We start from the raw sequence: 20991 nt of genomic DNA, 5'->3' as shown, positions 1-20991 counted from the left end.
CCACAACCCCCGAGGGGCGCAGAAGCACATGAGCGAGGCCAGGACCATGGCGTCCGTGCCGGACGACGCAGCCACCGGCGCGGCGATCGTCGCCGACGCGATCCGCAAGCGGTACGGCGACCGCCAGGCCGTCGACGGCGTGTCACTCCAGGTGAAGCGCGGGGAGTTCTTCGGACTCCTCGGACCCAACGGCGCGGGCAAGACCACCCTCGTCGAGATCATGGAGGGGCTGCGCCAGGCCGACTCCGGCACCGTCACCGTGCTCGGGCAGTCGCCCTGGCCGCGCAATGTGGCGCTGCTGCCCAGGCTCGGCGTACAGACCCAGTCGTCCGCCTTCTTCGTACGGCAGACCGCGCGCGAGCACCTCCGTACCGTCGCCGCGCTGTACGGAGCCGGACGCGAGGCGGCCGACCGTACCCTCGAATCGGTCGGTCTCGCCGGACAGCGCGATGTGATGGTCGAGAATCTCTCCGGCGGCCAGCGCCAGCGCCTGGCCATCGCCTCCGCGCTGGTCCACGGACCCGAGCTGATCTTCCTGGACGAGCCCACCGCGGCCCTGGACCCGCAGGCCCGGCGCGATCTGTGGAAGGTGCTGCGGGACCTCAAGAGCGAGGGCCGCACCATCGTCTACACCACCCATCACCTGGACGAGGCCGAGGCGCTCTGCGACCGGGTCGCGATCCTGGTGGACGGCGCCGTCGTCGCCCTGGACTCCCCGCACCACCTCGTGAGCGCCGCCGCCGCGCCGACCCGGCTGATGATTCCCGCAGAGCGGATGAGCGAGGCGGACGCGGCGGCCATCCCCGGCGTCGACCGGGTCAGCGTCCAGGGCGGCTCGCTCGTCCTGGAGACCGCGGTCTCCGGCAAGGTGCTCCAGGCGGTCGACGCGCTCACCGGACTGGACGGTGTCCAGACCCGTACGGCCACGCTGGAGGACGTCTACCTCGAACTCACCGGCGGGGGCAGCACCGAAGGCACGCAGAGCACGCAGGTCAGCACCGACACGTACAGCACGCACGGCACGAACAGCACGCACGGCACCGAGGACACGGAGCGGCAGGGATGAGCGCGTACGCGGCACTGACGGGGGCCGGCTTCCGGGCCCAGGTCCGGGACAAGGCCACCCTTTTCTTCACCTTCGCCTTCCCGCTGCTCTTCCTGGTCGTCTTCGGACTGATCTTCCGCGGCCAGGAGGTCGAGGAGACCGGCCGTCCGTACATCTCCTACATCGCGCCCGGTGTGATGTCCTGGGGCGTGGCGAACGCCGCCGTCTTCGGTGTGGCCTTCACCCTGATGCAGTGGCGCCGTGACGATCTGCTGCGGCTGATCCGGATGACCCCCACCAGGCTGCCCGCGGTTCTGGCCTCCCGTTATGTGATCTCCCTGGCGGTGGGCGCCGCCCAGGCGGTGGTGTTCGTCGCGGTGGCGATGCTGCCGCTCTTCGGTCTCGAACTGAATGCCCGGTGGCCGCTGGCGCTGCCCGTGCTGGTGCTCGGCATCACCGCGTTCCTGGCGATCGGGGTGGTCATCGGCTCGTACGCGGAGACGCCCGAGGCGGTCGCCGCCATCGCCAACTGCCTGATGGTGCCGATGGCCTTCCTCTCCGGTTCGTTCCTGCCGCTCGACATGATGCCGTCCTGGCTCCAGGCCGTCTCCCGGGTGCTGCCGCTGCGTTATCTCAACGACGCGGTGTCCGCCGCCCTCTCGGGCCGCGGCGGGCTCGACGACATCGCGCTGGGCTGCGGAGGACTGGTCGTCTTCACCGTCATCTTCGGCGCGATCGCGCTGCGGACGTTCCGCTGGAGCAACAAGACATGACGCCTCCGACCACGACTTCTGTGAGCCAGAGCGGGACGGCCGTGGACCGGGTACCGCTGGAGGCGGCGCGCGAGCTGCTCCAGCGGGCGCTCGCCGAACGGCTCGGCCCGGCCGCCGGTCCCACGGTGGTGCCGCTGGGCGCCGCGGATGTCCTCGGCCACCGGGGCGAGGACCCCTACGCCGACGTACGCCCCGGCGCCACCGTCCATCTCACCGCCCAGGCCGTGCTGGTGGGCCCCTGGGGCGGCGACCCGGACGCCGCCGCCTGCGGCCAGTGCCTCGCCATGCGCTGGCAGCGGCTGCGTACCCGTACCGAACGGGACGCCCTGGAGACCGGTGCCCGTACCCGCGCGAGCGGACCATGGCCCGCGGTCACCCCGTACGCCGTCGACGCCACGTACGCCCTCTACCGTGCCGTCGTCCTCGCGGACTCCGTACAGCCGCCGGGCACGGAGACGGCCGACCGGCGCCTCCCGCAGGTCTCGCGCCTCGACCTCACCACACTGGAGACACGGACCTATCCGCTACTGGCTGATCCACTGTGCCAATTCTGCGGTCCGCGCGGCACCGACGGTCCGGACGAGGCGCGGCTCGGCCTGACTGTCCGGCCCAAGCCCGCCCCTGACACATACCGGCTGCGGTCCGCCTCCTCGTATCCGATGCCGGCCACGGCACTCGCCAACCCCGTCTCCGGGGTGCTCGGCGCGGGCACCTGGATCAATGTCACCTCGCCCACCACCGCCCCGGTCGCGGGCAGCGTCTTCATGCGCGGATACGCGGGCCTCACCGATGTCACCTGGAGCGGGCAGGCCAACGGCTTCGACGCCAGCCGCGATCTCGCGTATCTGGAAGGCCTGGAGCGGTACGCGGGAACCCACCGGCGCACCGGCACCACCCTGCTCACCGCGTCCTACGACGACCTCGTCTCGGACGGCTGGCCCGCGCTCGACCCGGCCGAGTGCGGCTTCTACGCGCCCGAGACCTACCGCGACGACCCCATGGTCAGCCCCTTCGACCCCGCCCGTCCCATCCCCTGGGTCTGGGGCTACTCACTGCGCGACGAGCGCGCCATTCTCGTACCGGCCCGGCTCGTCCACTACAGCGCCGGCCTCGCCTCCGACAACTTCGTCTTCGAATGCTCCAACGGCTGCGCGATCGGCGGCTGTCTGGAGGAGGCGGTCCTCGGCGGTCTGCTCGAACTCATCGAGCGGGACGCCTTCCTGGTCGCCTGGTACGGCAACACCCCGCTCACCGAGATCGACCTGGACTCCATCGGCGACCCCACGGTCCGCACCATGATCGACCGGGCCGCCCTCCAGGGCTACGACGTGCATGCCTTCGACAACCGGATCGATCTCGCGGTCCCGGTGGTCACCGGTCTGGCCGTACGGCGCGACGGCGGCCCCGGCACCTTCTCCTTCGGCGCCGGCGCGAGCCTCGATCCCGCGGCGGCGCTGGAGGGAGCGCTCTCGGAGGTCCTCACCTATATCCCGCACCTGCCCCGGCAGGTCGAGGAGCGCCGGTCCGAACTCGACGCCATGGCCGAGGACTTCGGCAAGGTCCTGCATCTCAAGGACCATGCCCAGCTCTACGGTCTGCCCCGGATGGCCGCCCATGTCCGCAGCTATCTGGAGCCGTCCGCCGTCCGGCCGATGGCCGAGGTCTACCGCACATGGGAGGAGCGGGACCGGCCGCGCACCGGTGATCTGCGCGACGACGTGACGCACTGCCGGGACGAACTCGTGCGCGCCGGGCACGATGTCATCGTCGTCGACCAGACGACACCGGAGCAGCACCGCATCGGTCTGCGCACCGTGGCCACGATCGTCCCCGGCCTGCTCCCGATCGACTTCGGCTGGACGCGGCAGCGGGCGCCGAGGATGCCGCGACTGCGAACCGCCGCGCACCGGGCCGGACTCCGGACCACCGAGCTGACGGAGCCGGAGATCCGGATGGTGCCGCACCCGTTCCCGTAGGACCAGAGGCGGGCCGTAAGTCCCGTGTCGCGCAAGCCGTACGAGCCCCACAAGCGGCACGAGACATACGAGCGGTACGGCCCCACGGGCCGTACGAGCAGTACGAGCCGCACAAAAGGAAACGGGCGGCACCCGCGCGGGAGTTCGCGGGTGCCGCCCGCTCCTGTGCGGAGCGCCGGAATCAGGCGCTGCAGGAGGTGGTGCTGGTGGTGGAGGAGCAGGTCGACGTCGAGCTGCAGCTCGTGGAGCCCGCGAGCACGACCTCGCTGGCGTCCGAGTAGTCGGAGATCTCGAAGGTCTCCGACTCAAGCTCCATGATCTCGTCGGCGAGGGAGGCGAGGGTGCTCTTGTCAGCCATGATGACTCCTTATGGGAGGGCCCGGCCCCCGGGGGTTCCGCGGAGGCCCGATCTCTTGACACCCGTATTCCAGCGGACCCCGCTTGCAGAACGGCACGTCTTCCACTGACCACTTGTGTCAGCGGTCTGTACGTGGTGGGCCCGGCCCGTACCGCACCATGGTCCGGTGAGCCCTGTCGCGTACCCCGGAGAGAACGCCCCCGTCCTCGACGGCCTGGCCGAGGTCCTCCGCCCGGCGATCGCCCTCTATCTGGATCTGCACCGCCACCCCGAACTCTCCGGCGAGGAACGGCGTACCGCCGCCGCGCTGGGCGAGTGGCTGCGCACCGCGGGGTACGAGGTGACGGCGGGCGTCGGCGGCCATGGCGTCGTCGGGGTCCTGCACAACGGCGACGGGCCGCGCGTGCTGATCCGCGCGGAACTCGACGCGCTTCCGCTGACGGAGCGCACCGGCCTGCCGTACGCCAGCGACGGCCCGGCCGCCCACGCCTGCGGCCACGATCTGCATGTCACCGCGGCGGCGGGAGCCGCGTCCCTGCTGGCCCGCGCCCGGGAGCACTGGCGCGGTACGGCCGTGATCGTCGGCCAGCCCGCCGAGGAGACGCTCACCGGAGCGCGGGCCATGCTGGAGGACGGGCTGTACGAACGCTTCGGGCGGCCCGACGCCGTACTCGCCCAGCACACCGCGCCCCTGCCCGGCGGCATGGTCGCCCACGGGTACGGTCCGATGCTGGCCGGAAGCGTCGGTTTCGAGGCCGTCATCCATGGCCGCGCCGGGCACGCCGGCACCCCGCACCTCGCTGTGGACCCGGTGCTCACGGCCGCGGCGGCCGTGCTGCGACTCCAGGGCGCGGTCTCGCGCGAGTCGGCGCCGACCGAGCAAGTGGCCCTGAACGTCGGCTCGTTCCACTCGGGCACCGGCAGCAATCTCGTACCTGATCTGGCGACCCTGGGGATCACCGTGCGCGCCCTCTCCGAGCGGGCGCTCGACCGGATGACCGCCTCGGTGGAGCGGATCGTACGGGCGGAGTGCGCCGCGTCCGGCTGCCCCCGTGACCCGGACATCACCGTGGTGTCCCGCTCCCCGGTCACCCACCCCGACCCGGCGGCCACGGCGGCCGTACGCCGCGCCCATACGGAGCTGTACGGTCCCGAGCGTGTGGCGGTCTGGCCACCGGCCATGGCGACCGAGGACTTCCCGCTCTACGGGGACGCGGGCGCCGCCGTGCACGGGATGACCGGAATCCCGCTCTCCTATTGGATGTTCGGGGTGGTCGGCCCGAAGACCTGGGCCAGGACCCCCGGCTCGGCAGAGGACAAGCTGGCGGCTCAGCCACCGAACCACTCACCCGAATTCGCCCCGGACGTCCGCACCGCGCTGCCCACCGGCATTACGGCACTGGCCTCAGCGGCACTGTCCTGGCTGGGGAACAGGGGCGGGAGGGCCGGCGCCGGCTCCTCAGCCGCCACAGGAACAGCGCTTCGGTGACCGACATGCGCTCCAGCTCGCGCGGGTCCACGCTCTCGTTGTCGGTGTGGACGCGGGCCTCCGGTTCGGCCAGACCGATCAGCAGGATCTCGGCGCGCGGGCAGAGTTCCGCCACGGTGTCGCAGAGCGGGACCGGGCCGCCGAGACCGGTCACCCGCATCTCCTGCCCGTATGCCTGCCGCATGGCCTCCGCCATCGCGGCGTAGACGGGGCTCGTGGTGTCCGCGCCGAACGGCTGTGTCTCGCCGACGATGTCGCACCGAATACGGGCACCCCAGGGCGCGTGCGACTCCAGGTGGGCGGCCAGCAGTCCGGCGGCCGTACCGGTGTCGGTCCCCGGCGGGACATGGAGGCAGAGCAGTGCTCTCGCACTCCTGCCGGAGCCCGGCGGCGGGCAGTCGAGTCCGGCGACGGTCACGGAGGGCCGGGCCCAGAGCCGGTCGGCGATCGCGTCCGACCCCAACAGGCGGACGCCGTACAGGACTTCGGCGTCCCGGCGGAACCGTCGGCGCGGATACGGCGCACCGCGCCAGCGCCCCCGGCCGTCGAGACCGTCGACGACCGTGTTGCCCTCGCGGTCATGGAGGGACGCGAGAGTACGGAGCAGAGAGGCGAGCGCGTCGGGTGTGTCCGGTGTCTCGGGCACATGGGCCGTGCGGAACGTGTCGGGTATGTGCCGGTCGGCGCTGTACGGCCCCGGGTACCCGGCCGGGGCCCGGTCCGGTGTGTTCCCGGGAGGCTCCACGGTGACCCGGGCCAGTACCGCACCGCGCACGGACGAGGTCACGGTCGGCAGCCCGGCACGCACATTGCCGGTGGCGCCGATGACCACGGCGTCGGCGGCCAGCAGCTCCGGGTGCGCCCGCGCATACCGCTCCAGCCCTCCCGTACCCCGCTTCTGCGAACCTCCGACCAGCAGCTTGACGTTCACTGGGAGGCACCCGCTCGCTCTGAGGGCGCGCAGCGCGAGCAGATGCATGACGATGCCGCCCTTGCAGTCGGCGGCGCCCCGCCCGTACCACCGGCCGTCCGCGCGCCGGGTCAGGGTGAACGGCGGTGTGTTCCAGGCGGATTCGTCCAGCGGCGGCAGGACGTCGTAGTGCGCGCAGAGGAGGACGGTCGGGCTTGCCGGCGGGCCCGGGAGCGATCCGTACACCGACCGGGAGCCGTCCGGGGTGTCCAACAGCGCCACATCCTCGAAACCCTCGGCACGCAGGGTGGCGGCCAGCCAGTCCGCTGCGGCGTCGCAGTCGTTCCCGGGGAACCGCACTGGATCAGCCACCGAGCGGAAGGCGACCAGTTCGGCGAGTTCGGCGCGCGCCCGTGGCATCAGACAGGCGACGGAGGCGGCGATGGCACGATGGGCGGCTTCTGTTTCCATGGGCACACTCCTCGCGAACGGCCCGCGCCCACAGGGGAGTTGGGCACGCGGCTCACAACAAGTGAACCGCGCCGGGCGCGTTTGGCACCGTTGGGAACACGGCAGTTTTACGGTGTGCGCCACCTAGGCCGTGTCTGACAAATCCCGTCTGGCGCGGCCTCGGCCGCATACGCAGGGCCGTTCGGGGTGAGGATGAACCGCATGTCCGACGCCACGCCTTCACCAACTCCACGGTCACAGCCCCTGCCGCGCCGGATCGCGGACGAGTACGTCGACGCCCTGATCGCCCTGGATCCGGTCACCGGCACGATCATCGGCGACCGGGGCAGTCACGGCCGGCTGCCCGACTACTCCCCGGAGGGCCGTGAGCGGATCGCGGAGCTGGCCAGGGACACCCTGCGCCGGCTGGCCGCGACCGGCCGGCAGACGGCATCCGACCCGGATCCGGCGGCCGGCGGTGCAGCCGTGGCCGAGCGCGACTGCGCCCGGCTCCTGCGTGAGCGGCTCACCGCGGAGCTGGCGATGCATGAGACGGGTGAGACGCTCCGCGCCGTATCCACCATCTACTCGCCCGTCCACCAGATCCGGACCGCCCTCGTCCTCACCCCCACCAAGAACGCGGAGGACTGGCGGGCCGTGGCGGGACGGCTGCGTGCCCTTCCCGCCTCCCTGGACGGCTACCGCGCCGCCCTCACGGAAGGCCTTCGGCGCGGACTGCCCGCCGGGCCGTCGCTGATCAGCACCATGATCCGGCAACTGGACGAGTGGCTCAGCCGGAACGGCGCGTGGTTCAGCCACTTTGTCGCCCCGGCGCCGGAGCCGCTGCGCAAGGAGCTGGAGGGCGCGGCACGCGAGGCCACCGCTGGTGCCGGGCGGCTGCGCGACTGGCTGAGCACGGTGTACGCGCCCGGCGTCGAAGGCGCTCCAGAGGTGGTCGGCCGGGAGCGGTACGCCGTCTCCGCACGGTACTTCAACGGCACCGACCTCGACCCGGACGAGGCGTACGACTACGGCTGGTCCGAATTCCACCGGCTGCTCGCCGAGATGCGGACCGAGGCGGCGAGGATCCTGCCGGACGCCGCCACCCCCTGGACGGTGCTGAAACATCTCGACACCCATGGCCACGCTGTCGTCGGACAGGAGGAGGTGCGCGCCTGGCTCCAGGACCTGATGGCCGGGGCCGTCGACCGGCTGGCCGGCGTCCACTTCGACATCGCGGACCGGGTACGGCGCGTCGAGTCGCGCCTCGCCCCCGCGGGCAGCAGCCCCGCCCCGTACTACACCGCGCCGTCGCACGACTTCACCCGCCCCGGCCGCACCTGGCTGCCGACGATGGGCAGAACGCGCTTCCCGACGTACGAACTGGTCTCCACCTGGTACCACGAAGGCGTCCCCGGCCACCATCTCCAACTCGCCCAGTGGGCCCATCTGTCGGACCGGCTGTCCCGCTACCAGACGGGTGTCGGGACCGTGAGCGCCAACACCGAGGGATGGGCGCTCTACGCGGAACGGCTCATGGACGAGCTGGGTTTCCTCTCCGATCCCGAACACCGGCTCGGCTACCTCGACATGCAGATGATGCGCGCCGCGCGGGTCGTCATCGACCTCGGTATGCATCTGGAGCTGACGATTCCCGCGCACTCGCCGTTCCGCCCGGGCGAGCGCTGGACCCCCGCGCTGGCCCACGGCTTCCTGCGGGCACACAGCGGCCGCCCCGACCACTTCATACGGAACGAGGTGATCCGCTACCAGGGGGCGCCCGGCCAGGCCATCGGCTACAAGCTCGGAGAGCGTGCCTGGCTGCGCGGCCGCGAGGCGGCCCGCAGGGCGCATGGCTCCGGCTTCGATCTCAAGCGCTGGCACATGGCCGCGCTCTCCCAGGGCTCCCTGGGCCTGGACGATCTGGAGGCCGGACTCGCGAGGCTGTGACCTGGGCACTTCCCAGGACGGTACCGGTTAGGTACCGTACGGTCATGCCATCACTCAACATCAGCTTCACCGAGGACGAACTGGAGGCGGTCAGGGCCGCCGCGGCCGCCGAGGGCAAGTCGCTCAAGCAGTACGTCCATGATCTGCCGCTGCGCGAGCAGCAGCGGATCCAGTTCGTGCGGTACGCCGTCACCTGGGGCGAGCGGCACAGGACCGAGTTCGACGAGGCGTTCGCGAACGAGCTCCCACCCTCCGACCATGGGGACCGGCAGGTGGACGCCGCCTGATGCCCGTGCTCCATATCGATGTGGCCTGGCTCCTGGACGTACAGGAACAAGCCGTTCCGGAGGATGTGTCCGTCGCCGACTACTCGGCTCTGGTCGCCGCCGTCGCCCGGCACAAGACCCGGATCCCGCGGCCGGCCACCAGCGAACCCGACGGAGCCTGGCGCGCCGCGGCCCTCTTCCACACGCTGGTACGGCTGGAGCCGCTGCCGTACCGCAACAGCCTGTACGCGTGCCAGGTCGTCGCCGCGTACATGCACGCGTCCGGCGAGGGGATCGATCCGCCGTACGGGGCCCTTGTCGAGCTGGTGCGCGCCGTCCAGTCGGGAAAGGTCAGCGTCTACCAGGCGGCCGAGCACATCCGGGGCTGGCGCATCTGACGTGCCCGGCCGGACCGGATCCGGTGGCCCTCAGCTCGCCTGAGGCCGTGATCCGGCCCCGGCGCCTGGCTCCGGGCCGGCCTCGGACTCCCGCCCGGACCCGGGTTCGGCCCCGTACTCAGGATCAAGCCTGGCCCCGGCCTCGACCGGAGGCTCGTGCCGAGGCCCCGGGACCGCCGCGGAAGTCACCCGTTCGGCCCCTTCCGTCCGCTCCAGCAGTGTGCCCAGCGCTCCCAGGACGAGCGCGCTCACATCCGCGGAGGCCGCCGATGCCAGCGGCTCCTTGGGGGCCACCACCCGCATCAGCCCGATGCCGAGCAGCCAGGCCAGCGCCAGATCCGCCCGCAGCGCCGCGTCCGGGGCATCGGTCAGCGTACGGAGCGTGCCCGCGTAGTCCTCGCCGAGCCGGCGGCGTACGGCGGACACCGCACCACCACCGCCACCCGACCGGAGGAAGGCCTCCAGAAATCCGTCGCGCTCCTCGGCCGGCGCCAGCAGGGCGCCGAGCACCGCGGCGAGCAGCCGCTCCGGCGCGACCCGGGCGAGCTGGTCGCGGCCCACCCCCACCATGACCTCTTCGAAGAGTCCCTCCTTGGACCCGAAATAGCGGAATACCAGCGCCTGGTTGACGCCCGCCCGCTGGGCGATGTCGCGCACCGTGGTGCGGTCGAAGCCGCGCTCGGCGAACAGCTCCGCCGCCGCGCGCAGCAGTTCCCGCCTGGTCTCGGCCGCGTTGCGCCGGCGCTCCGCCCCCTGCTGGGCCATGCCGTACCCCCCCGTACTCCCGCGCTCGGCGCCCCGACCGCATTCCGCGCACCGGCCCCGCGCCCGCCGTGCACCGGACACCGTAGTGCCGCATGGACCCGGAATGTGTCCGAAGGGCGCCGTTGACGAGCCCGGAAGCCACTCATACCGTTTGTAATCGAGCGCTTACAACGCCGACGATCGGGGCTCCGCAATGACCCAGTTGCATGAGACATGGGCCGCTCCCGCCGACTACCCCTTCAATCCGCCGGACGGCATCGAGCTGTCCGAGGAGTACGCCCGCGCCCGCGAGCTGCCCGGGCTGGTCCGGGTGCAGCTTCCTTACGGCGAACCGGCCTGGTTGGTCACCCGCTACGCCGACGCCCGGCTCGTCCTGGGCGACCGCCGCTTCAGCCGCGCGGAGGAGGCGCGGCGAGACGGACCACGCCAGTGGGCCGAGCCGCGCGTGGGCGGAATCCTCAGCATGGACCCACCGGAGCACACCCGGCTGCGCACCCTGGTGGCCAAGGCGTTCACCGGCCACCGGGTGGAGGCGATGCGGCCCGACATCGCCCGGCTCGCCGACGGTCTCGTGGACGGTCTGATCGCGGCGGGACCGCCCGCCGACCTGGTCGAGGACTACGCGCTGCCGATCCCGGTCGCCGTGATCTGCCAGCTCCTGGGCGTACCGGTGCAGGACCGCCCGCTGTTCCGGGTGTGGAGCGACGCCGCGCTGTCCACCAGCGGGCTGACCCCCGAGGAGTTCACCCGCAACCGCGAGGAGCTGCGCGCCTACATGGCCGGGCTGGTCGCCCGGCACCGGGAGGAGCCCGCCGACGATCTGATGTCCGCGCTCATCGAGGCCCGCGATGTGGGCGACCGCCTCTCCGAGACGGAACTCATCGACCTCTGCGACGGCATCCTGATCGCCGGGCACGAGACCACGGCGACCCAGATCCCGAACTTCGTGTACGTGCTGCTCGACCACCCCGAGCAGCTCCGGCGGCTGAGCAAGGATCCAGCGCTGATCCCGGGCGCTGTCGAGGAACTGCTGCGGTTCGTGCCGCTCGGCGCGGGCGCCGCCTTCCCGCGCTATGCCACCGAGGACATCGAGGTGGGTGGCACCCTGGTCAGGGCGGGTGAGCCGGTGCTGGTCGCGGTGGGCGCGGCCAACCGGGACGCGATCCGCTTCAGCTCACCCGGAACGCTCGACATCGAACGCGAGGGCAACCAGCATCTGGGCTTCGGCCATGGTGTGCACCACTGCCTCGGTGCCCAGTTGGCCCGGGTGGAGCTGCAGGAGGCGCTGCGCGCCCTGCTCACCCGGCTGCCCGGGCTGCGGCTCGCCGGGGACATCGACTGGAAGCGGCGGATGATCGTGCGCGGGCCGCGCACCATGCCGGTCGGGTGGTGACCGGTGAGCTGGCGGGTGGCGGTGGACGGACAGCGCTGTATCGCTTCGGGCATGTGCGCGGGTGCGGCGCCCGAGTTCTTCGCCCTGGACGGCGACAGTGCCAGGGTGCTGGCCGACCGTATCGACCCTGACGAGACGGTGCTCGACGCGGCGGACTCCTGCCCGGCGTCGGCGATCACGGTCACCGAGGACGGCAGGGAGATCGGCCCGCGTCCCTGACACCGAGCGACTGAGTGGCCGGGCCACTGGGCGCCCGAGCCAGTGGGTGGCTGAGCCAGTGCGTGGCTGGGCCACCGGACCACTCAGCCGCCGGATGCGCCGGGCCGCCCGGTCACCGGCCCACCGGCTTACCCAGCCACTGGCCCACCGGCCCGGAGGCTCACCAATGCACTGGCCCACTGGCCCACCGGCTCAGTGGCCGAGTGGCCCAGAGGCTCAGCCACCCGACCACTCAGCCGCCGCCGCATCCCAGCGCGTCTCAGACCCGCACCAGATGCACCGCCGTGCTCGCCCAGTCCCCGGTCGGCAGTTCCGGTACGTACCCGTACCCGGTCAGTACCGCCGCCGAGTGCACGGTGCCGGTGCGGGTGTCGCGGTAGCGGGCCGCCGGGTCGAGTCCCGCCAGCCGGAGCGCGGGCCACGCGGCGCCATGGCGCGGCGCCCGCTGCCAGACCAGCAGCAGCGCCTCGCTCCGGTCCTTCGCTGTGTACTGCACCGCCGTCGGCCCGTCGTCCACCGGACCGCGCGGTCGGCGCAGTGTGCCGTGCTGGACGAGATGCCGTACGTGCTTGTACTGCGCCACCAACTCGGCGCCCTCCGCCAGTTCGTCGTCCGACCACCGGGTGAGATCGCCGCCGACCCCCAGCACCCCGGCCATCGCCACATGGAAGCGGAAGCGCAACGGCACCGACCGCCCGGTGAGCTGGTTCGGCACATCCGTCACCCACGCGGCCATGGTCCGCGCCGGATAGAGCTGCCCGTAGCCGTGCTGGATCAGGACCCGGTCCGCGGCATCCGTGTTGTCCGAGGTCCACGCCTGGTCGGTACGGGACAGAATGCCCAGGTCGACCCGCCCGCCCCCGCCGCTGCACGACTCGATCCGCAGCCCGGGATGGTCCGCGCGCAGCCGGTCGAGGACCCCGTAGAGATTGCGGACGTACGCCGTTCCGACACGGTCGGCGCCGTCCGCCTCCTCCGGCCAGCCCGCCTCGCTGAGCGCGCGGTTCATGTCCCACTTGAGGAAGTCGATGCCATGGGCGCCGACCAGTTCGGTGAGCCGGCCGTACGCCCAGTCCGCGACCTCGCGGCGGGCGAAGTTCAGCACGAGCTGGCTGCGCAGCTCGGTGCGGGTGCGGTGCGGGAAGTGCAGGACCCAGTCGGGATGCGCCCGGTAGAGATCGCTGTCCGGATTGACCATCTCGGGCTCCACCCACAGCCCGAACCGCATACCGAGCCGGTGCACCTCCTCGACCAGCGGCCGGAGCCCGCCGGGGAAGCGGTCGGGGGTCGGAGTCCAGTCGCCCAGCCCGGCCCGTTCGCTGCGGCGCGCGCCGAACCAGCCGTCGTCCATGACATACAGCTCCACACCGAGCGTCGCGGCCCGCGCGGCGAGCGCCTTCTGCCCCGCCTCGTCGACATCGAAGCCGGTCGCCTCCCACGAGTTGTAGAGCACCGGCCGGATCTCCTCGGCGTGCGGCAGCACATGCGCCAGGGTGTACGCGTGCCACGCGCGGCTCGCCGCGCCGAAACCGCCGTCGGTGTACAGCCCGGCGTACACCGGGGTGGTGAACTCCTCACCGGGGCCGAGCGGCGGCACCGTACCGTCCAGACCGGCGCCCCCGGTGAAGCCCGCCCTGCCGTCCGGGGTGCGCTGTACGGTGACGCGCCAACTGCCGCTCCAGGCAAGGGCCGCGCTCCATACCTCCCCGTGCTCCTCGGCCGCGTCGCCCGGGTCCACCATCACCCAGGGGTTGGCGTGATGGCTGGTGATTCCGCGCCTGCTGGTGAGGACGGTCTCGCCGAACGGCAGCCGCTCCCTGCGCAGTTGGGTCTCGGCCGACCACTGTCCCGTGACATGGCTCAGCCGGTAGTCCTCCCTGGCCGGCAGGGTCCAGGCGGCGGAGTCGGCGCGCGGCAGCGCGACGGGAAGGTCGCCGGTGTTGCGCAGCACGGTCCAGCGTTCGATCACATCGCTGTCGTCATGGACCCGATAGTGGAGGCCGATCTCCAGGGGGTAGTGGCGGTCCCTGAACTCCAGTACCAGTTCGGTGGATCCGGGTCCGGGAGGCTCCTCCGTACGGTGCCCGGCAGGCAGCCATTCGACGGCCCGGGTGCCGTCGGCGAACCGTACCTGGAGCGACGGCGGACCGAACCGGGCCCCGCCGTCGACCGGCAGTTCCTCACCCACGGGCGGACGTCCCTCGAAGCTGCTGGCCGCCGGAGCCGGGGGAGTGGCCAGTTCCCGTGCCTCGTCGAGCGTCAGCCGTGGCCCCCACGCGAGATGACAGGGCGCTCCCGTCTCGTCGATCCGCAGCGCGTACGAGGTGCGCGGAGTGGACAGCAGCCAGACCCCGGAGTCCGGGGCGAAGGAGATCACAGGCATGGATCCTCACGTTCGAGTAGCGCCACGAGAGCCGTCCGCAGCCAATCGTCCCTTCGATCACCTGTCAATACCCAGGGCAAATCTCGTAATTGCATGATCATGCTGCCTCCAGTTGGCACTTCGAAAGGAGCTTGCTTCTTTCATTGACAGCGGAAAAGAACCAACCTACGTTTCGGCCATGCGCTCGACCCCTCGCACCGAGGCGGTTCCGGTACCGACGCCGGCCGCCTCCCTCGTCTTCACCACCGTGCTGTCCCACGGCCCGCTCACCCGGACCGGGATAGCGCGGCGGACCGCACTCTCCTCGGCCGCGGTCACCAAGGCGGTACGCCCGCTGATGGAGGCCGGCTATCTGGTCGAGGGTGTCGACGAGGAGTCACGGCCCGCCCTCGGACGACCCGCCAACCCGCTGCGGGTGGACGGCGGCAGGGCTCTGTTCATCGGGGTCAAGGTGACCGGCGACGAGATCATCGCGGTCCTCGCCGACCTCTGCTGCCGTATCCGGGTCGCCCGGCATCTCCCGCTCACCGCCCGCGATCCCGGCGCCGTACTCGCCTCGATCACCGGACTCGTACAGGAACTCCTCACCGAGGCCGACGGGTTCGGCGTGGAGGTACGGGGAGTGGGCCTCGCGGTCTCCGGCGATGTGGACCGCGGCGCGGGGGTGGTGCGCTACTCGCCGTTCCTGGACTGGCGGGACATACCGCTCGCCGAACTGGCCGGTACGGTCACGGGGCTGCCGGTCACGGTCGACAACGACGTACGGGCGCTGACCGTCGCCGAGCAGTGGTTCGGCGCCGGGGCCGGAATCTCCGACTTCGCACTGGTGACCGTGGGCGCGGGCATCGGCTGCGGACTCGTGGTGCACGGACGGGTGGTGTCCGGTGCGCACGGCGTGGCCGGCGAGATCGGCCATCTCTCCATCGACCCGCTGGGCCCGCCGTGCCACTGCGGCAACACCGGCTGTGTGGAGGCGATCGCCGGAGACGCGGCCATCATCCGCCGGGTCAGGGAGGTCACCGGCCTGCCGGTCACCGGCTCCGACCAGGCCCTGGACCTCGCCCACCGGGGCGACCCCGGGGCCAGGGAGGTGTACGCCCGGGCCGGCGAGGCCATCGGACGGGCCATCGGGGCCGTCGTCAATGTGCTGGGACCGCAACGGGTGATCATCTCCGGCGAGGGACTCGCCGCGTACGACCTCTTCGCCGAGCACATCCGCGACGCGTTCACCGCGTCCGCCTTCGGAACCGCCGCACAGTGCGACGTGATGACACGTCCGCTGCCCTTCGAGGAGTGGGCGCGCGGGGCCGCGGCCACCGCCATCCAGTCCTTCATCGGAACAGACACGCAATAGGAGTAGCGATGACGCTGAGCCGCACCCTCTCGCCCGCCAGTGGGCCCGGCCGCCGCGGTGTGGTCCGCGGCGCGCTGGGCATCGGCGCCGCGGCGCTTGCCGCGCCCGTGCTGACCGCCTGCGGCGGCGGACCCTCGGCCGACCCGAAGACGGTGACCTTCGGATCCAACGGGGCCGACGCCACCCCCAAGTCCGCCTACGCGGCCGTCACCAGCGCCTTCACCAAGGAGAGCGGGCTGACGGTCAAGACGAACACCGTCGACCACGACACGTTCCAGAAGAGCATCTCCACCTATCTCCAGGGCACCCCGGACGATGTCTTCACCTGGTTCGCGGGCTACCGCATGCAGTACTTCGCCAAGAAGGGCCTCGCTCACCCCGTCGACGACGTGTGGGAGAAGATAGGCGCCGGCTTCAGCGACGCCGCCAAGCAGCTCTCCCGGGGACTGGACGGGAAGTACTACTTCGTACCGCTCTACAACTATCCGTGGGCCGTCTTCTACCGCAAGAGCCTGTTCCAGGAGCGCGGTTACGAGGAGCCGCGCACCTGGAGCGAGTTCACCGCGCTCGCCAAGCGGATGAAGAAGGACGGCCTCTCGCCCATCGCGTCCGGCTACGGCGGCGGCGACAGCTGGTCCATCCTCGGCGCCTTCGACTATCTGAATCTCCGCGCCAACGGCTACGACTTCCACATGTCGCTGATGCGCGGCGAGGTCGCCTGGACCGACCCCCGTACGGTCAGGACACTCGACCTCTGGCGCGAGCTGAGCCCCTACTACCAGCAGGGCGCGGGCGGCCGCTCCTGGCAGGACGCCGCCCAGTCGCTCCTCGACAAGAAGTCCGGCATGGCGGTCATCGGGCTCTTCCTCGGCCAGCAGATCACCGACGAGAAGCTGCGCGACGACATCGACTTCTTCGCCTTCCCCGAGATCGACCCGTCCTTCGGGCAGGACGCCGTCGAGGCGCCGACCGACGGCTTCATGCTCAGCCGCCGGCCCAAGAACCTGGACGCGGCCAACCGCCTGCTGGAGTTCCTCGGCGGCGCGAAGGCCGAGAATCTGTACATGGGCGTCGACCCGAGCAATGTCGCCGTCAACTCGCAGGCGGACACCGGCTCGTACAACGCCCTCCAGAAGAAGTCCGCCCAGCTCATCGCCGGAGCCAAGCACATCACCCAGTTCGGCGACCGCGACAGCGACCCGGGCTTCATCTCCACCGTCGTCCTGCCGGGACTCACCCAGTGGCTGGGCCACCCCGACGACGGCTCGGCCCTGCTGAAGACGATCGAGTCGCAGCGCTCGCGCTTCTTCACGGCCTGACCAGGACCCGGAAGGTTCCACATGTCCTCCGTGCGCCCGGCGCCGCCCTCCCCGGCGTCCTCCGCCCCACCGCGTGCCCGGCCCAGGCCGCGCCGGCTCGGCCCCGGTGACCGTGTCTTCCTCGCGGTCCTCATCGGGATTCCGCTCATCGCCCTGCTGGTCTTCGTCTGGCTCCCGGCCCTGGCCTCCGTCGGACTGTCCTTCACGAGCTGGGACGGCATCGCCCTCTCCGACATCCACTGGACCGGACTGGGCAACTACCAGGAGATCTTCACCAATTACCCGCCGTTCTGGCCCGCGGTGCGGCACAACGTCGTCTGGCTGCTGTTCACGGCCCTGCTGCCGACCCCCTTCGGGATCTTCCTGGCGTACCAGCTCGACCGCAAGATCCGCTTCACCCGGATCTACCAGACCGCGATCTTCCTGCCCATGGTGCTCTCCCTGGCCGTGGTCGGCTTCATCTGGGAGATCATCTACAACCCCGACAACGGACTGCTCAACGGCGTTCTGAACGGAGTGGCACCCGGCCATCACATCGACTGGCTGGGCGATCCCGACCTCAACCTGTGGGCCGTGCTCGTCGCCTCCGCCTGGCGGCACACCGGCTACATCATGATCCTCTATCTGGCCGGGCTGAAGGGCTTCGACCCCGCGCTCAAGGAAGCCGCCGCGCTCGACGGCGCCAACGGCCGCCAGACCTTTCTGCGCGTCGTCTTCCCCGCGCTCAAACCCGTCAACATCATCATCCTCGTCGTCACCGTCATGGAGTCGCTGCGGGCCTTCGACATCGTGTACGTACTCGGCGGGGGCGTCGGCAGCAAGCCCGGCATGGAACTGCTCTCCCTCCTGATCACCGACAACATCATCGGCGAGTCCAGCCACATCGGTTACGGCTCCGCCCTCGCGGTCGTCCTGCTCCTCGTCTCCCTGGCCGCCATCGGGACCTTCCTCTTCCAGAACTTCCGCAAGGAGGACCAGTGACCGCGACCGCCACACCGCCGGCCGCCGGCTCACGGTCCCGCCGCACCCCGCCCCGGGACACCGGACCCTCCCGCCCCCGGAGCCAGGCCGGCCGGCATCTGCTGCTCGGCGGGATCGCCCTGCTCTGGCTCGTCCCGCTGCTCTGGGCGGTCTACACCTCGCTGCGGCCGTACGAGGACACCAGCAGGCACGGCTATCTCTCCTGGCCGCGCGGGTTGAGCCTGGAGAACTTCTCGGACGCCTGGAACCAGTCCGGGATGCCGCACTTCTTCTGGAACTCCGTCCTGATCACCGTCCCCGCGGTGCTCGGCACCCTGCTGTTCTCCGCCGCGGTGGCCTTTTTCGTCACCCGCTTCGACTTCCGGTGGAACATCGTCCTGCTGATGCTCTTCACCGCGGGCAATCTGCTGCCGGCCCAGGTGCTCATCACCCCGCTGTACCGGCTCTATCTGCTGATCCCGCTGCCCTGGTGGATGAGCGACTCGCTGCTGCTCTACAACTCGGTGTGGGGCATCATCGTGATCCACATCGCCTACCAGTGCGGCTTCTGCACCTTCGTCCTCAGCAACTACATGCGGACGATCCCCAAGGAGATCACCGAAGCGGCACTGGTCGACGGCGCCCCCGTCTGGCGCCAGTTCTTCCAGATCGTGCTGCCGCTGTGCCGCCCCGCGTTCGCGGCGCTGGCCACCCTCGAATCCATCTGGATCTACAACGACTTCTTCTGGTCGCTCGCGCTGATCGAGACCGGCGACAAGCGTCCGATCACCTCCGCGCTGGCCAACCTCCAGGGCCAGTACTTCACCAATCCCAATCTCATCGCGGCCGGAGCACTGATGACCGCGATCCCCACGCTGATCGTGTACTTCGCGCTCCAGCGGCAGTTCATCAGCGGGCTGACCATCGGCTCCGGCAAGGGCTGATCCGTACCGGGCGACGAGCCGCCGCCCGACAACTCCCGTGCAGACGTCCCGAGTTCCGGCCCGTCCCGCTTCGCCATGCCCCGCAATCCCCGACAACAGGAGGTCCCGGCCCATGCGGTCACCCTCGTACTCCCTCAGAGCGCTGCTCGTCCTCGCGCTCACCGCAGGTCTGACCACGGCCGTCCCCGCGGCGGTGGCGGCCACTCCCACTCCCACTCCCACGCCCGCGACCGCCCCCGCGGCCAAGACCGCCGCCCCTGCCCAGAAGCCGTACATGGGCTGGACGAGCTGGAGCATGCAGTCCTCGAAGTACCCCGGGCTCAACCCCGACGGCGACTACAGCTACCTCACCGAGAAGAACGTCCTCAAGCAGGCCGGCGCCCTCGCCTCGAAGCTCAAGAAGTACGGCTACGAATACGTCAACATCGACGCCGGCTGGTGGCGCGACATGGCGTGGAAGCCCGAGTTCGACGCGTACGCCCGGCAGGCCCCCGACCCCGGCCGCTTCCCGCGCGGAATGAAGCCCGTTGCCGACGACATCCATGCCAAGGGCCTCAAGGCGGGCATCTACCTCCCGGTCGGTCTGGAGAAGGAGGCGTACGGCGGGGGTACGGTCCCCATCTGGAACGCCGAGGGCTGTACGACCGCCGACATCGTCTACGGTGACCTGCGCACCACCAACGGCTGGGACAGCGCCTACAAGCTCGACTTCTCCCGCCCCTGCGCGCAGAAGTACATCGACTCGCAGGCGCAGATGTTCGCGGACTGGGGGTACGACTTCCTCAAGCTCGACGGTGTCGGACCGGGCTCCTTCAAGAGCGGCGACAACTACAACAACGTCGCCGACGTCGCCGCGTGGCAGCAGGCGATCGCCAGGGCCGGACGCCCCATCCACCTCGAACTCTCCTGGTCGCTGGACATCGGCCATGTCGCCGACTGGAAGAAGTACTCCAACGGCTGGCGGATCGACACGGACGTCGAGTGCTACTGCAACACCCTGGTGTCGTGGGAGAACTCGGTCGACGACCGGTTCGACGACGCCCCCAAGTGGAGCCGGTTCGCGGCCCCCGGCGGCTGGAACGACCTCGATGCCATCGATGTCGGCAACGGCGAGATGGACGGCCTGACCAAGGCCGAGCGGCAGAGCTACATGACCCTGTGGGCCATCGCCAAGTCGCCCCTCTACACCGGTGACGATCTCACCCGGCTCGACGACTACGGTGTCTCGCTGCTGACCAACAAGGACGTCATCGCGATCAACCAGGGCAGCACCCCGCCCGCGCGGCCCGTCACCGCCACCGGCGACCAGCAGGTCTGGAGCGCGAAGAACGCCGACGGCAGCTACACCGTCGCCCTCTTCAACCTCGCCGACGCCTCCGCGGCCGTGACCGCCGACTGGCAGTCCCTGGGCTTCACGGGCCGGGCCACGGTCCGTGACGTCTGGAACAGGCAGGACCTCGGTACGTTCCAGGACAAGGTGACCCAGGCCCTGCCGGCCCATGGCTCGCGTCTGTTCACCGTCACCCCGCGGGGAACCGCGTTCAAGAGGACGGCCTACGAGGCCGAGTCCCCGGCCAACACGCTCAGCGGCAACGCCTCGGCCGCCGACTGCGGCGCGTGCTCGGGCGCGCGCAAGGTCGGCAATCTCTACCAGGGCGGAAAGCTCCAGTTCAACGATGTGGTGGCGACGAAGGCCGGCCACTACATGATCGAGGTGTCCTACATCAGCGGTGACGCGCGCCCGGCGAAGATCTCCAGCAACGGGAACGGCGCCATCGGTCTGAAATTCCCGGCCACCGCCGACTGGGGGACCGTCGAGACCGTCACGGTCCCGGTGACGCTCAAGGCGGGCGAGAACACGATCACCATCGACAGCGGTGAGGACTACGCGCCGGACATCGACCGCATCGCCGTACCGCAGCTCTGAGCCGTACCGAACTCTGAGCTGGCGCTTTGAGCCGCGCCACACTCTGAGCGGCATCGCACTCCGAGCCGCGCCGCGCTGAGCCGCGCCCGTCCGCTCCGAGCCGTACACCGCT

General features: G+C 70.8%; 18 protein-coding genes. 14 read left to right on the top strand and 4 right to left on the bottom strand.

The genetic code is table 11. The features are described from left to right. Window positions 1-28: 28 nt before the first annotated feature. From KQY30_RS00865 to KQY30_RS00855, 3 genes are read left to right on the top strand one after another with little or no spacing between them, the layout of a single operon-like run. Window positions 29-1066, top strand: coding sequence for an ABC transporter ATP-binding protein (locus KQY30_RS00865; RefSeq protein WP_217305091.1), 1038 nt, complete (start codon window positions 29-31; stop codon window positions 1064-1066). After that, window positions 1063-1818: an ABC transporter permease gene (locus KQY30_RS00860; RefSeq protein ID WP_217305090.1), complete on the top strand. Its 756-nt coding sequence runs from the start codon at window positions 1063-1065 to the stop codon at window positions 1816-1818. Before KQY30_RS00865 ends, KQY30_RS00860 begins: the two co-directional genes overlap by 4 nt. After that, complete coding sequence (locus KQY30_RS00855) at window positions 1815-3794, top strand: TOMM precursor leader peptide-binding protein (RefSeq protein ID WP_217305089.1); 1980 nt, start codon at window positions 1815-1817, stop codon at window positions 3792-3794. The genes KQY30_RS00860 and KQY30_RS00855 overlap by 4 nt, the downstream gene beginning before the upstream one ends. 181 nt (window positions 3795-3975) lie before the next feature. Here the strand turns inward: KQY30_RS00855 and KQY30_RS00850 are convergent, their stop codons facing one another. Next, on the bottom strand, window positions 3976-4152 hold the full coding sequence (locus KQY30_RS00850) for a thiazolylpeptide-type bacteriocin (RefSeq protein WP_046505532.1): 177 nt from the start codon (window positions 4150-4152) through the stop codon (window positions 3976-3978). 166 nt (window positions 4153-4318) lie between these two features. Between KQY30_RS00850 and KQY30_RS00845 the strand changes: the two genes are divergently transcribed. Next, entirely contained in the window at window positions 4319-5641 is a 1323-nt protein-coding gene (locus tag KQY30_RS00845; protein WP_217305088.1) for an amidohydrolase, read from the top strand. On the opposite strand, the gene KQY30_RS00840 is transcribed toward KQY30_RS00845, so the two are convergent. Further along, on the bottom strand, window positions 5544-7022 hold the full coding sequence (locus tag KQY30_RS00840; protein ID WP_217305087.1) for a M20/M25/M40 family metallo-hydrolase: 1479 nt from the start codon (window positions 7020-7022) through the stop codon (window positions 5544-5546). The genes KQY30_RS00845 and KQY30_RS00840 overlap by 98 nt on opposite strands. 201 nt (window positions 7023-7223) lie before the next feature. Between KQY30_RS00840 and KQY30_RS00835 the strand changes: the two genes are divergently transcribed. From KQY30_RS00835 to KQY30_RS00825, 3 genes are read left to right on the top strand one after another with little or no spacing between them, the layout of a single operon-like run. Next, complete coding sequence (locus KQY30_RS00835; RefSeq protein ID WP_217305086.1) at window positions 7224-8951, top strand: DUF885 domain-containing protein; 1728 nt, start codon at window positions 7224-7226, stop codon at window positions 8949-8951. 44 nt (window positions 8952-8995) lie between these two features. Continuing rightward, entirely contained in the window at window positions 8996-9238 is a 243-nt protein-coding gene (locus KQY30_RS00830; protein WP_217305085.1) for a hypothetical protein, read from the top strand. Further along, on the top strand, window positions 9238-9615 hold the full coding sequence (locus tag KQY30_RS00825; protein WP_046505547.1) for a hypothetical protein: 378 nt from the start codon (window positions 9238-9240) through the stop codon (window positions 9613-9615). The genes KQY30_RS00830 and KQY30_RS00825 overlap by 1 nt, the downstream gene beginning before the upstream one ends. 30 nt (window positions 9616-9645) lie before the next feature. Here the strand turns inward: KQY30_RS00825 and KQY30_RS00820 are convergent, their stop codons facing one another. After that, window positions 9646-10380: a helix-turn-helix domain-containing protein gene (locus KQY30_RS00820; protein WP_217305084.1), complete on the bottom strand. Its 735-nt coding sequence runs from the start codon at window positions 10378-10380 to the stop codon at window positions 9646-9648. Between the two features lie 193 nt (window positions 10381-10573). Between KQY30_RS00820 and KQY30_RS00815 the strand changes: the two genes are divergently transcribed. Then, on the top strand, window positions 10574-11773 hold the full coding sequence (locus KQY30_RS00815; RefSeq protein ID WP_217305083.1) for a cytochrome P450: 1200 nt from the start codon (window positions 10574-10576) through the stop codon (window positions 11771-11773). A 3-nt stretch (window positions 11774-11776) separates the two neighbouring features. After that, complete coding sequence (locus KQY30_RS00810) at window positions 11777-11992, top strand: ferredoxin (RefSeq protein WP_217305082.1); 216 nt, start codon at window positions 11777-11779, stop codon at window positions 11990-11992. Window positions 11993-12251: 259 nt separating this feature from the next. Here KQY30_RS00810 and KQY30_RS00805 read toward each other — a convergent pair whose 3' ends face one another. After that, on the bottom strand, window positions 12252-14375 hold the full coding sequence (locus tag KQY30_RS00805; protein ID WP_217305081.1) for an alpha-galactosidase: 2124 nt from the start codon (window positions 14373-14375) through the stop codon (window positions 12252-12254). A 178-nt stretch (window positions 14376-14553) separates the two neighbouring features. Between KQY30_RS00805 and KQY30_RS00800 the strand changes: the two genes are divergently transcribed. From KQY30_RS00800 to KQY30_RS00780, 5 genes are all read left to right on the top strand, one after another. Beyond that, the gene (locus KQY30_RS00800; RefSeq protein ID WP_217305080.1) at window positions 14554-15729 is read left to right on the top strand and encodes an ROK family transcriptional regulator; all 1176 of its coding nucleotides are present in this window, start codon (window positions 14554-14556) and stop codon (window positions 15727-15729) included. 8 nt (window positions 15730-15737) lie between these two features. Beyond that, window positions 15738-17048 carry an ABC transporter substrate-binding protein gene (locus KQY30_RS00795; RefSeq protein ID WP_217305079.1) on the top strand — a complete coding sequence of 437 codons (1311 nt, stop codon included), beginning with the start codon at window positions 15738-15740 and terminating at the stop codon, window positions 17046-17048. A 21-nt stretch (window positions 17049-17069) separates the two neighbouring features. Then, window positions 17070-18029 (top strand): carbohydrate ABC transporter permease, encoded by a 960-nt coding sequence (locus KQY30_RS00790; RefSeq protein WP_046505562.1) that lies wholly within the window; start codon window positions 17070-17072, stop codon window positions 18027-18029. Continuing rightward, complete coding sequence (locus tag KQY30_RS00785; RefSeq protein WP_254406857.1) at window positions 18026-18952, top strand: carbohydrate ABC transporter permease; 927 nt, start codon at window positions 18026-18028, stop codon at window positions 18950-18952. Before KQY30_RS00790 ends, KQY30_RS00785 begins: the two co-directional genes overlap by 4 nt. A 112-nt stretch (window positions 18953-19064) precedes the next feature. Continuing rightward, window positions 19065-20879, top strand: coding sequence for a CBM35 domain-containing protein (locus tag KQY30_RS00780; protein WP_217305078.1), 1815 nt, complete (start codon window positions 19065-19067; stop codon window positions 20877-20879). Window positions 20880-20991 lie beyond the last annotated feature (112 nt).

Source organism: Streptomyces sp. GMY02, assembly GCF_019056675.1.
Lineage (GTDB): Bacteria > Actinomycetota > Actinomycetes > Streptomycetales > Streptomycetaceae > Streptomyces > Streptomyces odonnellii.
This window is presented reverse-complemented; position numbering and strand designations above follow the sequence as displayed.

Excerpts from the sequence above, each read along its gene's own strand:
- KQY30_RS00865 (WP_217305091.1), top strand. The coding sequence starts at position 29 with ATGAGCGAGGCCAGGACCATGGCGTCCGTGCCGGACGACGCAGCCACC.
- KQY30_RS00860 (WP_217305090.1), top strand. The coding sequence starts at position 1,063 with ATGAGCGCGTACGCGGCACTGACGGGGGCCGGCTTCCGGGCCCAGGTC.
- KQY30_RS00855 (WP_217305089.1), top strand. The coding sequence starts at position 1,815 with ATGACGCCTCCGACCACGACTTCTGTGAGCCAGAGCGGGACGGCCGTG.
- KQY30_RS00850 (WP_046505532.1), bottom strand. The coding sequence starts at position 4,152 with ATGGCTGACAAGAGCACCCTCGCCTCCCTCGCCGACGAGATCATGGAG.
- KQY30_RS00840 (WP_217305087.1), bottom strand. The coding sequence starts at position 7,022 with ATGGAAACAGAAGCCGCCCATCGTGCCATCGCCGCCTCCGTCGCCTGT.
- KQY30_RS00835 (WP_217305086.1), top strand. The coding sequence starts at position 7,224 with ATGTCCGACGCCACGCCTTCACCAACTCCACGGTCACAGCCCCTGCCG.
- KQY30_RS00830 (WP_217305085.1), top strand. The coding sequence starts at position 8,996 with ATGCCATCACTCAACATCAGCTTCACCGAGGACGAACTGGAGGCGGTC.
- KQY30_RS00825 (WP_046505547.1), top strand. The coding sequence starts at position 9,238 with ATGCCCGTGCTCCATATCGATGTGGCCTGGCTCCTGGACGTACAGGAA.
- KQY30_RS00820 (WP_217305084.1), bottom strand. The coding sequence starts at position 10,380 with ATGGCCCAGCAGGGGGCGGAGCGCCGGCGCAACGCGGCCGAGACCAGG.
- KQY30_RS00815 (WP_217305083.1), top strand. The coding sequence starts at position 10,574 with ATGACCCAGTTGCATGAGACATGGGCCGCTCCCGCCGACTACCCCTTC.
- KQY30_RS00805 (WP_217305081.1), bottom strand. The coding sequence starts at position 14,375 with ATGCCTGTGATCTCCTTCGCCCCGGACTCCGGGGTCTGGCTGCTGTCC.
- KQY30_RS00800 (WP_217305080.1), top strand. The coding sequence starts at position 14,554 with ATGCGCTCGACCCCTCGCACCGAGGCGGTTCCGGTACCGACGCCGGCC.
- KQY30_RS00795 (WP_217305079.1), top strand. The coding sequence starts at position 15,738 with ATGACGCTGAGCCGCACCCTCTCGCCCGCCAGTGGGCCCGGCCGCCGC.
- KQY30_RS00790 (WP_046505562.1), top strand. The coding sequence starts at position 17,070 with ATGTCCTCCGTGCGCCCGGCGCCGCCCTCCCCGGCGTCCTCCGCCCCA.
- KQY30_RS00780 (WP_217305078.1), top strand. The coding sequence starts at position 19,065 with ATGCGGTCACCCTCGTACTCCCTCAGAGCGCTGCTCGTCCTCGCGCTC.